The sequence below is a fragment of the Ferdinandcohnia sp. GQ5 genome (assembly GCF_059759275.1).
Window position 1 is genome coordinate 1 of record NZ_JCAXEW010000012.1, and the last position, 16544, is coordinate 16544.

The following is a 16544-nucleotide window of genomic DNA, read 5'->3' on the forward strand; positions in this document are numbered from 1 at the left end:
TACTTCATCAAGAGTATGAGGAACATAACTTAAGAAACATTAACAGGTTAAGTACTTCATCAAGTGTATGAGGAACAAAACTTAAATTACATTAAGGAGTTAAGTACTTCATCAAGAGTATGAAGTTCTTAACCTAAGCTTGAATCACGTGCTAAGCCATTTTTATTCATAAGTCAGGTCGTATAAAGGGTTTGTGTTATAACCTTTTTCCACTATTATCCAAAAATCTAGTCTTATACGGTCTTTATTCCATATCCTTTTTCAAAATTTATACAAGTTTCCTAAAATAAAATGAGATTAGCCATATTTTTCATCTGTAATTAATTGCAATAAAAGTACATTTTTAATGAAATCCACCTAAGTATTAATAGATGGATGTAGTTTTGATATAATGGAGAAATGGAATGATGAATGGAGGATCTTCATGTACGATTTTAGAGAATGGAGACATGTTTTTAAGCTGGATCCGGATAAGGAAATCAGTGAGGAACATTTAGATGCAATTTGTGAATCTGGAACAGATGCGATTATTGTTGGTGGAAGCGATGGGGTGACATTGGACAATGTCCTTCACTTAATGTCTCGAATCCGACGTTATACTGTACCAGCTGTTTTAGAGATTTCAAATATTGAGTCAGTCACACCTGGCTTTGATTTATATTTTATTCCTACTGTATTAAATAGTAGTGATACACAATGGATGATGGGGATGCATCATGAGGCGGTAAAGGAATTTGGAGATGTTATGAATTGGGAAGAAATGATTATGCAAGGTTATTGCATTCTTAATGAAGACTGTAAAGCGGCTAAGCTGACAAGTGCAAATGCTTCTTTGGAAAAGGATGATGTTGTAGCCTATGCAACAATGGCTGAAAAAATGTTTTCCCTCCCTATTTTTTATATAGAATACAGTGGAGCGTACGGGGATAAGGAGATTGTTTCAGCTGTAGGAGAAACACTAGAAACGACAAAACTGTTTTACGGCGGTGGAATAAAGACGGCTGAACAGGCAAAGGAAATGGGACAGTTTGCCGATACTGTAGTCGTAGGAAATATTATATACGAAGACATGAATGCAGCTTTAAAAACAGTACAAGCTGTTAAGGGATAAGAATGGAAATCCTCATAAAAATCGGATAAAATAGAACGTATGTACGATACTGAAATAGGACGGTGAAGAAATTGCAATTTATTAGCAATAAATTGTTATCGGGATTAAACGAAGAACAACAAGAAGCGGTTAAAGCAACAGATGGTCCACTTTTAATTATGGCGGGAGCAGGGAGTGGTAAAACTCGAGTTTTGACACACCGTATTGCTTATTTAATGGTGGAAAAAGAAGTTGCGCCGTGGAATATCTTGGCGATCACCTTTACTAATAAAGCAGCTCGAGAAATGAAAGATCGTGTACAAGCAATTCTAGGAGGAGCAGCTGAAGATATTTGGATTTCAACTTTCCACTCAATGTGTGTTCGAATTTTACGAAGAGACATCGACCGAATGGGGTTCAATCGAAACTTCTCCATTTTAGACACAACTGATCAGCTTTCGGTTATCAAAAATATTTTAAAAGAAAAAAATATTGATCCGAAGAAATTTGACCCACGTACGATTCTAGGAACAATCAGCAGCGCGAAGAACGAATTGCAAACACCTGAAGAATATGAAAAAACAGCGGGTGGCATGTATGAGCAGATTGTAAGTGATGTCTATAAGTTGTATCAAAAAAGACTGCGTAAAAACCAAGCGCTTGATTTTGATGATCTCATTATGACTACAATCCAACTTTTCCAACGAGTTCCGGAAGTGTTGGAATTCTATCAGCGTAAATTTCAGTACATCCATGTGGATGAGTACCAGGATACAAACCGTGCCCAGTATATGCTGGTTAAGCTTCTAGCTTCACGTTTTAGGAATTTGTGTGTTGTGGGTGATTCAGATCAGTCGATTTATCGTTGGCGTGGCGCGGATATCACCAATATTCTTTCGTTTGAAAAAGATTATAAAAATGCAAAGGTAATTTTGCTTGAACAAAACTATCGTTCAACAAAACGAATTTTACAGGCAGCAAATGTAGTTATCCAAAACAATATGAACCGTAAACCGAAAAATCTCTGGACGGAAAATGACGAAGGGAAAAAGCTGTTGTACTACCGTGCCGATAGTGAATCTGGGGAAGCGCAGTTTGTTGCAGGGAAAATACGTGAACTTGTAGATGGTGGACAACGAACCTTTAAAGACATTGCGATTTTATATCGAACCAATGCCCAATCTCGTGTGATGGAGGAAGTCTTGCTTAAATCCAATATCAACTACCAAATTGTTGGCGGAATTAAGTTCTACGACAGGAAAGAAATTAAGGATATTTTGGCATACTTGCGCACAATTGCGAATCCAGACGATGATATTAGCTTAACGAGAATTATTAATGTCCCAAAACGTGGAATTGGTGCGACTTCTATCGATAAGATTGCCAACTATGCAATTGCACAAGACCTTTCCATGTTCCAAGCATTGCAAGAGGTTGAACAGATTGGTTTAAGTGCAAAAATCACAAAAGCATTACGCGAATTTAGAGATTTAATTAATAATTGGGTCCAAATGCAGGACTATTTATCGGTCACTGAATTGGTTGAAAATGTTTTAGAGAAGACAGAATACGTTGAAATCTTAAAGGCTGAAAAAACACTTGAATCTCAGAGCCGAATTGAAAACATCGAAGAATTTTTATCTGTTACTCAAAACTTTGAGAAAACAAATGATGACAAAAGTCTTGTGGCCTTTTTAACAGATTTAGCATTAGTGGCTGATATTGATAAACTAGAAGAAGATGAAAATGATAAAAATAATGCAGTTGTCCTGATGACACTTCACTCTGCGAAAGGACTTGAGTTCCCGGTTGTGTTTTTAATGGGAATGGAAGAAGGAGTCTTTCCACATAGTCGTTCTCTTATGGAAGAAGCGGAAATGGAAGAAGAACGCCGCCTTGCTTATGTAGGGATTACAAGAGCGGAAGAAGAGTTGTATTTATCAAATGCACAAATGAGAACCTTGTATGGACGAACATCAATGAATCCAGTTTCACGTTTTATTGCTGAGATCCCAGAGGAGCTTCTTGAAGATTTGGGTCAGCAACGTAGACAGCAAATGCGTACTCCATTTTCTTCGTCATCCTCACCTTCACCTGCGAAACAGCCAGAAAGAAGGGTTTTCTCAAGACCAGTTGCACAATCCACTGGCGGAGATGAAATTGGTTGGAAGGTTGGCGACAAGGCTGAGCATAAAAAATGGGGAATTGGAACGGTTGTCAGTGTGAAGGGAGAAGGGGAATCGAAGGAACTGGATATTGCATTCCCTAGCCCAACTGGAATCAAACGATTGCTTGCAAAATTTGCACCAATCACGAAGGCAAACTAGGAAAGAGAGGTTTGGTGTATGGATAAAGTGGCAGCACAAGAAAGAGTTCAGGAGCTTCATGAACTTTTAAACCAGTACAATTATGAATATCATGTATTGGATAAACCTTCTGTACCAGATGCGGAGTATGACCGGTTAATGCGTGAGTTGATTCAGCTTGAGGAGGAATTTCCTGAGTTACAAACAGGAGATTCTCCTACAGTCCGCGTTGGTGGGCAGGTTCTAGAATCCTTTCACAAAGTAGAGCATCGAATTCCAATGTTAAGTCTCGGTAATGCATTTAATGAGCAGGATTTGCGTGACTTTGACCGCCGTGCACGTCAAGCAGTTGGTGATTCTATCTCTTATGTGTGCGAGTTAAAGATTGATGGTCTTGCTGTGTCTCTACGTTATGAACAAGGTCGTTTTGTTCAAGGCTCTACTCGCGGTGACGGGACGATTGGAGAAGACATCACGGTTAACCTAAAAACGATTCGTTCGATTCCACTTCGTTTAAAGAAGGAGATCGATATTGAGGTTCGTGGAGAGGCATTTATGCCGAGAAAATCTTTCGAAAAGCTAAATGCGGCTCGACTCGAAAATGAAGAAGAACCATTTGCAAATCCGAGGAATGCGGCTGCAGGTTCATTGCGACAGCTTGACCCGAAAATTGCAGCAAGTCGCAATCTCGATATCTTCTTATACGCGATTGCGGACTCAACGAATCTAGGGGTCGATTCACATAGTGAAGGCCTTGATATGCTTGATGAAGTAGGCTTTAAAACAAACCCTGAACGCAGAAGATGTGCAAGTATAGAGGAAATTCTAGATTACATTGCGGAATGGACAGAAAAGCGTCCAGCTCTTGCGTATGATATTGATGGGATTGTCATAAAAGTTGATTCATTTGATCAGCAGGACGAGCTTGGATTCACTGCAAAAAGTCCGCGATGGGCTGTTGCCTATAAGTTTCCGGCAGAAGAAGTTACTACTAAGCTGATTGATATCGAGTTAAGTGTCGGTCGAACTGGAGTAATCACACCTACGGCTATCCTTGAGCCTGTTCGTGTGGCAGGGACAACCGTGCAGCGAGCATCTCTTCATAATGAAGATTTAATTCGTGAAAAGGACATCCGGATTGGGGATACTGTAGTCGTAAAAAAAGCAGGGGATATCATTCCAGAGGTTGTGAATGTCCTTGTTGAAAAACGAACAGGTGAGGAACCAGAGTTCTACATGCCGACACATTGTCCGGAATGTGAGAGTGATTTAGTCCGTTTAGATGGAGAAGTCGCTTTACGTTGTATTAACCCGAAATGCCCAGCCCAGATTAGAGAAGGGTTGATTCATTTCGTTTGTCGAAATGCCATGAATATAGATGGACTTGGTGAAAAGGTGATTTCACAATTATTTGATGAAAAATTGATTTCAGATGTTGCAGACCTGTACACATTAACAAAGGAACAGCTGATTAATCTTGAACGCATGGGTGAGAAGTCCGCAGATAATCTTCTTGCCGCAATTGAAAATTCAAAGTCAAACTCCTTAGAAAAACTACTATTTGGTTTAGGGATTCGACATGTTGGAGCTAAAGCAGCAAAAACATTGGCCCAGCATTTTGAAACAATGGAGAAGCTACAGGTTGCCACAAGGGAAGAACTTACGGCGATCAATGAAATAGGCGAAAAAATGGCTGATGCGGTTGTCACTTATTTTGAGCTCTCAGAGGTTCATGAACTTCTAAATGAACTACGTGAGTATGGAATAAATATGGAATATAAAGGTCCTAAGCTTGTATCTGTAGAAGATAGTGATTCCTATTTTGCTGGAAAGACCATCGTTCTTACGGGTAAGCTTGAGCAATTGTCAAGAAATGAAGCAAAAGCTGAAATTGAGGCACTTGGAGGAAAGGTTACAGGAAGTGTAAGTAAAAGCACTAACCTTCTGATTGCAGGTGAAGCAGCTGGCTCGAAGCTTACAAAAGCACAGGATTTAAAAATTGAGATTTGGGACGAGGAAAGACTGGTACAAGAACTAAGGAAGTAAGAGGTGTTCGAACTTGAGAAACCTATACCTTCTAGGCTTAGCGTTTTTGCTTCTTTTATCTGGGTGTGCCCCTAAATTTGAACAAGAGACAGAAGTCGTTCAGGATTCAGATAAGAAAGCGGAGAAAGCGATTATTCCTAGATATAATATTTCAGATTCCTATTATAAAGCGGTCCTTCCTTATAAGACAGGAAAAGCGCGGGGGATTGTTGCATCATATATTAACAATCGATTGGATATCGATGAATTCGAAACGGGATTAATGCGAATCGCTCAGGATTCATTTCCATCGGACAAATATTTTTTCCAGGAAGGCCAGTATCTTGAAAAAGAGACGGTTCAAGACTGGTTAAAGCGGAAAAGGTCATCTGCCCAGCAGCAAGCATATGAAAAGGCATTAGAGAAAAAGAATCTACCAAACGAAGGACTAAATCCGATATTTGATACATCAAATGAGGACCCAGGCTATGAGGCAGCTATGAAGAAGAGTCCAATCTATGTTGCTGCAATTACGGAACAGAACTATTTAATTAAAAATAATGAAGACAAATTAGAAATTGGAGGAATTGTCATTGGAATAGGCATGAACTCCCATCATTATTACAATTTGCCAGATTCAATGGGTGGATATCCAAGGGATGTAGAAATTTCGAATGCTGAAATCGAAAGAGAAGGAAAAAAAGCAGCAGAGGAAATCATTAATCGAATTCGAACCGAAAAAGAATATGCAAGTATACGTGATATTCCAATTGTCGTTGCTTTGTTTAAACAGCAGGCAGTTAGTGCAGTTGCCCCAGGAAACTTTATCATGAAGGCAAAAGTGGATGCTAACTCGTCGAATATCGGAAAATGGGAAACAATTAATGAAAAGTATTACTTCTTTCCATCTAACGAGGCAAAAAGTAATTATCGTGAGGATTCGTTAATGGTGCAAAATTTTTCTGACGCTATTGCAGATTTCTTCCCTAATTTTACAGCAGTTGTCGGAAAAGGTTTTTATAAGGACGACGAGCTACAGGAGTTAACTCTTAAAATCCCTATGCAATTCTATGGAAAAGCAGAGGTTATTGGTTTTACACAATACGTGACGGGTCTAATAATGGAGCATTTTGAAAACTATATTTCGCTTCAGGTATATATCGAATCTGAAAGTGGAGCTGAGAGTGTTATCATACGGGATGCAGGCGAAAGTGAACCGACTGTTCACGTGTATAATTAAGAGTAGAGAAGATCTAACCACATACGCGTTAGGTCTTTTTTACCAGGGAGTCTAGTGTAGTTGTTACTACCCGTAATAAGGAATTCCAATTCCTTGAAACATGTGATTGGTGAAATTAAATAAGCATAGGCTACCATTGTCCCTTAGTACGAAAACAAGGATTTGATAAAAGTGGAACTTAAACATTTACAATATTTTATTGAGATTACGAGAACTGAAAATTTTACAAATGCTGCTGAAAATTTATTTATTACGCAGCCTGCCCTAAGCAGAATTATCAAATCATTAGAGAATGAACTTGGTACACAGCTTTTTATTCGGAAGAGAAAAAAACTAATATTAACAGAAGCGGGACAAATTTTAAAAAAACATGCATTGAAAATTGAGCAACAGTTAGAGCATCTAGATGAAGAGATGAATCAAGCATTCATGCTAAAAAAAAGGCATGTCCGCATCGGGCTACCTACCATTACCAATTCTATCTTTTTCTCACAATTACTCTCTTCGTTCCATCAAGAATATCCTGAGGTGACATTCCAATTAGATGAAGATGGTTCAAAAGCGATAGAAGAGAAAATTATTAATGGGTTACTGGATTTTGGAGTAATCGTTCTTCGTAAAACAAATAGTCAATTTGACTATTTGTTGTTTGTTAAGGAAAAATTAAAACTTGTTGTCCCATCGGCTCATTACCTTGCCAAGAGACAGGGAGTGTCATTGGATGAACTTAAGGAAGAGTCATTTATTATGTTTAATCGAGAATTTGAATTGAGGAGTCTTGTCGTTTCAGCTTGTAGGGAGGCTGGTTTTCAACCATCCATTATTTCTGAGACGTCACAGTTAGATTTCATTCAGGAAATGGTTGTTTCGAATTTGGGTATCACTTTGCTACCAGAAAGTATATGTGAAGAACTAACAAATGAACTTGCAAATGATATTCAAACGGTCAACATAACAAATCCGACAATCGAATGGAATTTAGCAATGGTCTGGAAAAGAGATGAATACTTATCACAAGTTACCAAAGAATTTATCCGGTTTGCAAAAGCAAAGCTGACAACTGTTAACCCGTATGATTCATAATATAGCTGGACATAAATGTCAGAAAGTTCCCCTGGTTAAGGAGGAGCTTTTTTTATTTGGCTCTTTTCTAAAAGGTTGTTGCTTTTTGAGATAAAAATGCAAACCTAGTTGATTGGAGCGTAAGGTGGCGACTCCTCGAAAATGTATTCACATTTTCTTCGTGCGCGGGTTATTTCAATGAAGCAAATTCAATGTCCAGCGGGAAAAGCGTGAGACTTGAGACCCCGCAGGAGCAGCAGCGACGTGTCCAGTTTCAGCGGCTAGAAACTTGAGAAATTTCAACTCCTCGTTACTGTGCAAGCCGCCTCCACATGTCGTTGAGGAGACTCAAGCCACGCCCGCGGAAAGCGTCCACCTGAAGCAGAAGTCAACGTTATAAAAAACAACAAAGTTTGCGAAAACAGCCATTTATTTTATGGTTTGGGGGCGTTTACATGCAATTTTGTTATGTATGTTATATATGAATTGGCATTGTATTTTTCTACTTTGGCAGTAGTATAATTGTCCTTGTGAAAAAAAATCTAATGCTTATGAGATTCATTCTTGTAGCATTTATATAAATGGTGATGATTAAATGGAAGCAAGGAAAGTTAAAGAAACGCGTGTTATTCAAACCGATCAAGTACTGATCAATGATTTGAACAATTATCATACTTTATTTGGCGGAGTTCTAATGAAGAAGATGGATGCCTGTGCAACACTTTCTGCCCGCAGACATTCACGGATAAAGGAGTGTGTTACGGCATCGACTGACAATGTTAATTTCATTGAACCAATCCGAGTAACTGATTCTGTATGTATTGAATCATTTGTCAGCTATACAGGGAAAAAGTCAATGGAGATTATCTGTAAAGTGATTGCTGAAGATCTTGAAACTGGGAAACGAAGAATGGCGGCAACAGCATTCTTGACTTTTGTCCCTCTTGACGAAAATAAAAGACCAATGGAAGTGCCAGGTGTTATTCCGGAAACAAAGGAAGAAAAGTATCTTTATGAGACGGGAAAAGAACGAGAAAGAATTCGCAAGTTAAAAAGGAAACAAAATCATGAGCTTGTGGCTAACCTTTCACTGGACAAACCATGGGATTAATGGGAAATAAACATAAATAAGGAAGATGATTATATGATAGTAGTAGCAAGTTACAAGCAATTGAAAGATGCACAAAATGCGATTGAAAACTTAAACAAGACAAAGCCAACTATTTATAAAAAATTCATAAATATCATTAAGTTAACCCGTCGAATGCAGTATGGGTATCAATATATGGGCTCATTAATTATGGGGGAAATCCAACCAATGTCCTCAGAAGATTATGTAGCATCTGTTTATCAAAGAGAAGTTGAAAAACTAAGAGCGGATGCAAAATTTAATGAATTGAGAGAAATGTTGAATACGCATAAACAGCTTAGTTATGTAAATATCAGTAAATTAGCATTAGGTGAAAATCCAACAGCATTAGTTGGTCCATCTTCAATCCGTTCATAAGGCAAAAGACAAATGAATAAACCACTGGAAAGAGTGGAGAGTAAGGGTGTATTGGACTTTGATTCAATTCACCCTTTTGTTTTGGATGGAACTACCCTTTTTTTGTATAAAATAAGTATAAAGAGTATTTCGACTATTTAATTCCCGTTTGAAGTAAGCGCTTTATTTTAGTAGAATGATATTGTTATCTTTAATGAGTACAAAGGGAGGCGAAGTAGAATGGTAGTACCTTACAAACATGAACCATTTACTGATTTTTCAATTGAGGAAAATATGAAAGCGTTTGAGGCCGGTCTGAAGACTGTAGAATCATATTTAGGCAATAATTACGACCTAATTATAGGTGGTGAACGCATCTCAACCGAAGACAAAATCGTCTCTGTAAACCCTGCTAACAAAGAGGAAGTAGTTGGCCGTGTGTCAAAAGCAAACCGAGAGCTAGCTGAAAAGGCTATGCAAGTTGCGGATAAAACATTCCAAACGTGGAGAAAGTCAAGCCCGGAAATGCGTGCTGATATTCTTTTTAGAGCAGCAGCAATCGTTCGTCGTCGCAAGCATGAGTTTTCTGCTTTACTCGTAAAAGAAGCGGGTAAACCTTGGAATGAAGCAGATGCAGATACAGCAGAAGCTATTGACTTTATGGAGTACTACGGACGACAAATGTTAAAATTAAAGAATGGAATTCCGGTAGAAAGCCGTCCAATTGAACATAATCGTTTTACTTATATCCCACTAGGTGTTGGGGTTATCATTTCACCTTGGAACTTCGCTTTTGCGATTATGGCCGGTATGACTACGGCTGCATTAGTTTCTGGTAATACGGTGTTACTGAAACCAGCAAGTACAACTCCAGTAATTGCTGCGAAATTCATGGAAGTTCTAGAAGAAGCAGGGTTACCTGCAGGGGTTGTCAATTATATCCCTGGAAGTGGCTCTGAAGTGGGTGACTACCTTGTAGATCACGCAAAAACTCGTTTCATCAGCTTTACTGGATCACGTGATGTCGGTTTACGTATATATGAGCGTGCATCCAAATTGAATGATGGCCAAATCTGGTTAAAACGTGTCATCGCTGAGATGGGCGGTAAAGATACAATCGTCGTTGATAAAGAAGCTGATCTAGAATTAGCAGCTAAATCCATTGTTGCATCAGCATTCGGATTCTCTGGACAAAAATGTTCAGCATGTTCACGTGCAGTTATCGTGGAAGATGTATATGATGAGGTACTAAGCCGTGCTGTTGAATTAACAAAGGAACTAACAGTGGGAGACCCTACTCAACAATCAACCTATATGGGGCCTGTTAATGACCAAGGTGCTTATGACAAGATTATGAGCTATGTTGAGATTGGGAAGAAGGAAGGGAAACTTCTTCATGGTGGAGAAGGTGATGATTCTAAAGGCTGGTTCATCCAACCTACAATCTTCGCTGATGTGGAAGAAGAGGCACGTATCATGAAAGAGGAGATATTTGGTCCTGTAGTCGCATTCTGTAAGGCACGCGATTTTAACCATGCAATTGACATTGCAAATAACACAGAGTATGGATTAACAGGTGCAGTTATTTCAAACAACCGTGCAAATATCGAAAAAGCAAAGGAAGACTTCCACGTGGGTAATCTCTATTTTAACCGTGGATGTACGGGAGCAATTGTAGGCTATCAACCATTTGGTGGCTTCAATATGTCTGGAACAGACTCAAAAGCAGGTGGCCCAGACTATCTTCTTCTTCACATGCAAGCTAAAACAATATCTGAAATGCTATAAAAATAAACGCCCTTTCATCACATGAGAGGGCGTTTTAATGTTTAATGGTGGTGATGTCCTTTTTTAGGATTGGTAATTACAAATTGCTCTTCTGGAACGTAGAAGAATTGAATCCATACACCATCTAAAAATTCCGCATCCCTCGTATCAAGAAGGACTTCAATATCCTTATCGGTTTTGACAATTTCATCATGCTCTGTAGGGTTATCAAACTGAAGGGCATAATGGGCGTGGTCACCGTGTACTTCTGTGATTACCACGCGAAGCATTTTTCCTTCTGATTCTTCACTTTCGAGCATTTTCTTCATTGTTTTTGCAGCATTACGATTAATTTTTACATTCATGTCGATTCTCCTGTTTTTTTATTAAAATTTTATACTACTTATTTTCTCAGTATTTCTGAAAAATAACAAATATATAGCCTTTTTCTGAAAAAAGTTCGATTTAATTTTATTAGTTTCGATGAATAGTTATTAGATTATTAGATTTATATTGCAAATTTACACTAAATTTATGAATAATTATACATTCATTATTTGTTTTTGCAATATTCGCCCTGTTCTGTAAGTTATCATATGTTAAGATTTATAAGTGTTTATTTTGAGCTGCAGTTAATATCGAAAAATGGGAATTATCATGAAATTGTATATGACCGCATAGGGATAGGATTAGCGAAACCTTGAGGGGGGTGAAGGTATGGAATATAGTTTAACGGGTGTCACATATTTTTGGCTGTTCGTGCCGATGCTTTCGTTAATTGTATTATCAACTATCACATTATTTACTGACAAAGGAGAGGATGTCTAAACATGGATATTAACGTACAAACGTTAACAGCAATTATTATCTATCTTGTAGGAATGCTGGTCATCGGTATCCTTGCTGCAAGAATGACAAAAAATTTAACCGACTATGTACTGGGTGGAAGAAGGTTAGGTGCAGGGGTTGCAGCCCTTAGTGCTGGATCGTCTGATATGAGTAGTTGGCTCATGCTCGGTTTACCTGGTGCAATGTATGCTGGTGGAATGGGTGAAATATGGATTGCAGTTGGTTTGGCAATAGGTGCTTATCTGAACTGGCAATTTATTGCGAAGCCTTTCCGTGTGTATACAGAGGTTTCAAATGATTCGATAACGGTTCCTGACTATTTTGAAAATCGATTCCGTGATGGAACAAAGCTACTACGTGTTATTTCCGCGGTTGTTATCTTAGTATTCTTTACCTTCTATACTTCTGCAAGTCTTGTAGGTGGAGCAATTCTTTTAGAAAGCTCATTTAAAATGGACTATGAACTCGCCCTATGGGTTGGAGCTGCCGTCATACTTTCCTATACTTTCTTTGGTGGTTTCTTAGCTGCAAGTTGGACTGATTTTGTTCAAGGAATCTTGATGTTCCTAGCATTAATCATCATTCCAATCGTCGTGATCTACGAACTTGGTGGATGGGGTGATACAGTCAATCAAATCGGTGCTATCGACCCATCTTATCTAGATGTTATGTCTGGTGCTACTACACTTGGAATTATTTCATTATTAGCGTGGGGGCTAGGTTATTTTGGTCAGCCACATATCATCGTTCGATTTATGGGTATTAAATCAACAAAAGAGATTCCAAAAGCGCGTTTTATCGGAATGACTTGGATGGTATTATCACTATTTGGCGCAATCTTTATTGGATTTACGGGTATTGCTTATTTCGCTGATGCACCTTTAGCTAACTCAGAAACAGTGTTTATCGTTTTTTCACAAGTATTATTTAACCCATGGGTTGCTGGATTCTTACTAGCGGCGATCTTAGCAGCCATTATGAGTACAGTTGATTCGCAGTTACTTGTTTCTTCAAGTGCATTGACCCAAGATTTCTATAAAGCTATCTTTAGAAAGGAAGCTAGTCAGAAAGAAGAAATGTGGGTTGGTAGAATTGCGGTTCTTGTAATTGCAGTAATTGCTATTTTCCTAGGGTATGACCGTGATAGCAAGGTATTAGATCTTGTTGGATATGCTTGGGCAGGATTTGGAGCTGCATTTGGTCCTGTTATCATTCTCTCCCTGTTCTGGAAACGGATGAATCGTTGGGGAGCGTTAGCCGGAATGATCGTAGGAGCAGTTACAGTTGTTGTCTGGAGTATTCTTTCTACACCTAAATTGAATGAGGCTGGAGAGGTTATTAGAGAAGCAGTCATTCCATTTAGTTTGTATGAAATTGTTCCAGGTTTCCTACTTGCCACAATTACGATTATCGTTGTCAGCTTAGTTACAAAGGCACCATCACAAGAAATCCTTGATGAATTTGACGCAGTAAAAGAGAAACTGAAAAAAGCATAGAAAAGTATTCTTATAGATTGAAAACGAGAGGCCGTTATTTGCATTGTAGCAAATAGCGGCCTACTTTATTAGATTTCTAATTCCTTATATCATTCTTGGGATGTAGAAAATCAAAATGAAAGTCGGAATAAGATTTTGACAGGCCAAGTAGGAAATCCAAAAGTGAGTCAGAAAACGGTACATATTTGGACAGACTAATTGGGAAGAGCCTGAAGAGAGTCAGAAAAAGGTTTAGATTCTGCCAGGTCAAGTCGTAAAATCCAAAAGTGAGTCAGAAACCGGTGCAGATTTGGACAGGCTGATAGGGGAGAGCCTGAAGTGATTCCAATTAAGATGGATTCGGATAAAATGAAGGACATTTCTTTTGTTGCCTATGTAAGCGAGGTCACTCATAATTATTTTAATAGGATAATAAGTTGCGAGGAGCCAGGATATGTCATCAATAAAGATTAAAGAAATTACAATCGAAAATTTTTATGAGTGCATTAGCTTAAAATTGGGCGAAGGGCAGGATAAGAAAATTGAGCCTAATGTATTTTCAATTGCAGAGTCTAAGGTAAATCCTTGTTATACACCGTATGCAATTTATTTGGAAGAAGTTGTGATTGGATTTGTCATGACGGATTATGATCCATCACTTGAGCCCAGAAATAAATATTGGGTTCCAAGGTTGATGATTGATGTTCGATACCAAGGAAAAGGCTATGGTAAATCCGCGATGAAAAAAATTATTGATCAATTAAGAACAAATGAAGATTGTGAGTGTATCCGTCTATCAACAGAGCCAGACAACATAGTAGCTTTACGATTTTATGAATCCATCGGATTTGTAAATACGGGTGAGATGTTAAATGGAACAGAGATTATTTTAGAATTAAATCTAAACTAGACAAATAATGCCGTTAGTTGCTTGTACTAAACAATTAACGGCACTTCTTTAAGATATTAGATCCCTAATCCTTCAAGGTATTCGTTGACTTGCTCAGGTGTTTTCGCGTTAGCACTGTGTAAGTGTCCTAGCTTTTCTCCACCTTTATAATATAGAAGACTTGGGATTCCCATTACATTATACTTTTCAGCGATTTCAGGGAACTCGTCCTTATCCATGCTGTACCAAGGAACACTATTGTGAGTTTCGAGAACCTCACCAATGAACGCTTCAAGTCGTCTGCAATCAGGGCACCAAGTTGTATCAAATTTAATAATGGCACCTTCAGATTGAATAATCTCATTAAATTGTTCAACAGAAGTAATCCTTTCCATTCCAATCACTCCACATCCTGTATTTTATCAATCCTACTATACCAATTCCCTATTTAAAAGAGAAATAATCTGCCCAGCCAGAAGTTTCGAGTTGTTTCTTGTCGAAATCGGGAAGAATGAGGGAGGAACTATTGCCGAAACGGTGAAAATTTTGATATTATCAGTATATTGTATGGACGGTGGAGGTGAAGGGAAAATGTCGAGGATTTCGATTGAAGAAGTTAAACATGTTGCTAACCTAGCGCGTTTAGCTGTGACAGAGGACGAAGCGAAGATGTTCCAACAACAGTTAGATGCGATTATTTCATTTGCTGAACAATTAAATGAACTAGATACAGAAAATGTGGAGCCAACTTCACATGTTCTTTCCGTGAAAAATGTAATGCGTGAAGATGTTGCAAAAGAAGGATTACCAGTTGAAGAAGTTTTGAAAAACGCACCAGATGCGAAAGATGGACAGTTCCGTGTACCATCTATCATTGAATAAAGGGGGGAGACAAAGTGTCACTTTTTGATCACAAAATTTCAGAATTACAAGCACTTTTACATAAAAAAGAAATTTCAGTATCAGATCTTGTAGATGAATCATTCAAGCGTATCAATGCGGTTGATGATAAGGTACAAGCTTTTTTAACATTGAATGAAGAAAATGCAAAAGAATACGCGAAGCAATTAGATGAAGCACTTGGAAACAGTGATGAATTAGGCTTATTATTTGGTATGCCAATCGGTGTTAAAGACAATATTGTAACCAAAGGCGTTCGTACAACGGCAGCAAGTAAAATACTAGAAAACTTTGATCCGATTTATGATGCAACGGTCGTTCAAAAGCTTCAGAATGCTCAATCAGTTACGATTGGTAAGTTAAACATGGATGAATTTGCAATGGGTTCTTCCAATGAAAACTCAAGCTTTAAGGTAACAAAAAATCCATGGGATCTAGAACGTGTTCCAGGAGGGTCTAGTGGTGGATCTGCAGCAGCGGTTGCGGCTGGAGAAGTATTATTCTCACTTGGTTCTGATACCGGTGGTTCCATTCGACAACCAGCAGCTTTTTGTGGAGTGGTTGGATTAAAGCCTACGTACGGAAGAGTTTCACGTTTTGGTTTAATCGCTTTTGCATCTTCATTAGATCAAATTGGACCAGTTACACGCACAGTTGAGGATAATGCTTTCCTTTTACAAGCAATTTCTGGTGTTGATCCAATGGATGCAACTTCTGCGAATGTCGACGTACCAAACTACGTATCTGCTTTAACGGGTGATGTTAAAGGCTTGAAAATTGCTGTGCCTAAGGAATATCTAGGTGAAGGTGTAAATGAGGAAGTTCGTCAATCTGTTCTTGACTCACTTAAGGTTCTTGAAGGACTTGGCGCAACATGGGAAGAGGTTTCACTTCCACATTCAAAATATGCATTAGCAACGTATTACTTATTATCATCTTCAGAAGCATCAGCAAACCTTGCACGCTTTGATGGCGTTCGTTATGGATACCGTACAGATAATGCAGAAAATCTCATTGAGATGTACAAGCAAACGAGAAGCGAGGGCTTTGGTGACGAAGTAAAACGTCGTATCATGCTCGGAACCTTTGCGTTAAGCTCAGGCTACTATGATGCTTACTATAAAAAGGCACAAAAAGTTCGTACATTAATCAAGAAAGACTTTGAAGATGTACTTGAAAAATATGATGTCATCATTGGACCTACTACACCAACTCCAGCGTTTAAAATTGGTGAAAACATGGACGACCCACTTACAATGTATGCGAATGATATTCTAACCATCCCAGTGAACCTTGCAGGTGTACCAGGAATATCGGTACCATGTGGATTCTCAAATGGATTACCACTTGGTCTGCAAGTTATTGGTAAACATTTTGATGAAAGTACAATTTATCGTGTTGCAGATGCGTTTGAAAAAGCAACCGAACATCATAAACAAAAACCACAATTGTAAG

At 38.4% G+C, this 16544-nt stretch carries 14 protein-coding genes; 12 read left to right on the forward strand and 2 right to left on the reverse strand.

The annotated features are described in order from the left end of the window. Positions 1 to 424 precede the first annotated feature (424 nt). The 8 genes from pcrB to pruA all read left to right on the forward strand — a co-directional run bounded on the left by pcrB (position 425) and on the right by pruA (position 10997). A complete protein-coding gene (pcrB, locus tag AC6CHV_RS15225; RefSeq protein WP_498079156.1) occupies positions 425 to 1111 on the forward strand; it encodes a heptaprenylglyceryl phosphate synthase in 687 nt (228 codons plus the stop codon). A 71-nt stretch (positions 1112 to 1182) separates the two neighbouring features. After that, complete coding sequence (pcrA, locus tag AC6CHV_RS15230) at positions 1183 to 3417, forward strand: DNA helicase PcrA (protein WP_341329769.1); 2235 nt, start codon at positions 1183 to 1185, stop codon at positions 3415 to 3417. An 18-nt stretch (positions 3418 to 3435) separates the two neighbouring features. Next, entirely contained in the window at positions 3436 to 5442 is a 2007-nt protein-coding gene (gene ligA, locus AC6CHV_RS15235) for an NAD-dependent DNA ligase LigA (RefSeq protein ID WP_498079157.1), read from the forward strand. Between the two features lie 13 nt (positions 5443 to 5455). Further along, positions 5456 to 6661: a CamS family sex pheromone protein gene (locus AC6CHV_RS15240; RefSeq protein WP_341329771.1), complete on the forward strand. Its 1206-nt coding sequence runs from the start codon at positions 5456 to 5458 to the stop codon at positions 6659 to 6661. 171 nt (positions 6662 to 6832) lie between these two features. After that, the gene (locus tag AC6CHV_RS15245) at positions 6833 to 7744 is read left to right on the forward strand and encodes a LysR family transcriptional regulator (protein ID WP_440273128.1); all 912 of its coding nucleotides are present in this window, start codon (positions 6833 to 6835) and stop codon (positions 7742 to 7744) included. 574 nt (positions 7745 to 8318) lie between these two features. Beyond that, positions 8319 to 8834: an acyl-CoA thioesterase gene (locus AC6CHV_RS15250; protein ID WP_341329773.1), complete on the forward strand. Its 516-nt coding sequence runs from the start codon at positions 8319 to 8321 to the stop codon at positions 8832 to 8834. A gap of 33 nt (positions 8835 to 8867) precedes the next feature. Next, positions 8868 to 9230, forward strand: a complete 363-nt coding sequence (locus tag AC6CHV_RS15255; protein WP_341329774.1) for a hypothetical protein — start codon at positions 8868 to 8870, stop codon at positions 9228 to 9230. A gap of 219 nt (positions 9231 to 9449) precedes the next feature. Beyond that, positions 9450 to 10997, forward strand: coding sequence for an L-glutamate gamma-semialdehyde dehydrogenase (gene pruA / locus AC6CHV_RS15260; protein ID WP_341329775.1), 1548 nt, complete (start codon positions 9450 to 9452; stop codon positions 10995 to 10997). Between the two features lie 41 nt (positions 10998 to 11038). On the opposite strand, the gene AC6CHV_RS15265 is transcribed toward pruA, so the two are convergent. Continuing rightward, complete coding sequence (locus AC6CHV_RS15265; protein ID WP_121449498.1) at positions 11039 to 11341, reverse strand: iron-sulfur cluster assembly accessory protein; 303 nt, start codon at positions 11339 to 11341, stop codon at positions 11039 to 11041. Positions 11342 to 11806: 465 nt separating this feature from the next. On the opposite strand from AC6CHV_RS15265, the gene putP reads away from it, so the two are divergent. Both putP and AC6CHV_RS15275 read left to right on the forward strand, forming a co-directional pair. Continuing rightward, positions 11807 to 13321 carry a sodium/proline symporter PutP gene (gene putP, locus AC6CHV_RS15270; protein ID WP_440273126.1) on the forward strand — a complete coding sequence of 505 codons (1515 nt, stop codon included), beginning with the start codon at positions 11807 to 11809 and terminating at the stop codon, positions 13319 to 13321. A 433-nt stretch (positions 13322 to 13754) separates the two neighbouring features. Beyond that, on the forward strand, positions 13755 to 14210 hold the full coding sequence (locus AC6CHV_RS15275; RefSeq protein ID WP_341329777.1) for a GNAT family N-acetyltransferase: 456 nt from the start codon (positions 13755 to 13757) through the stop codon (positions 14208 to 14210). 56 nt (positions 14211 to 14266) lie between these two features. On the opposite strand, the gene AC6CHV_RS15280 is transcribed toward AC6CHV_RS15275, so the two are convergent. Next, the gene (locus AC6CHV_RS15280) at positions 14267 to 14584 is read right to left on the reverse strand and encodes a thioredoxin domain-containing protein (RefSeq protein WP_121449495.1); all 318 of its coding nucleotides are present in this window, start codon (positions 14582 to 14584) and stop codon (positions 14267 to 14269) included. 196 nt (positions 14585 to 14780) lie between these two features. Here AC6CHV_RS15280 and gatC point away from each other — a divergent pair, with 196 nt between their 5' ends. Both gatC and gatA read left to right on the forward strand, forming a co-directional pair. Further along, positions 14781 to 15071 (forward strand): Asp-tRNA(Asn)/Glu-tRNA(Gln) amidotransferase subunit GatC, encoded by a 291-nt coding sequence (gene gatC / locus AC6CHV_RS15285; protein WP_121449523.1) that lies wholly within the window; start codon positions 14781 to 14783, stop codon positions 15069 to 15071. A gap of 14 nt (positions 15072 to 15085) precedes the next feature. Further along, positions 15086 to 16543 carry an Asp-tRNA(Asn)/Glu-tRNA(Gln) amidotransferase subunit GatA gene (gene gatA / locus AC6CHV_RS15290; RefSeq protein WP_341329778.1) on the forward strand — a complete coding sequence of 486 codons (1458 nt, stop codon included), beginning with the start codon at positions 15086 to 15088 and terminating at the stop codon, positions 16541 to 16543. The last annotated feature ends 1 nt before the right edge of the window (position 16544 follow it).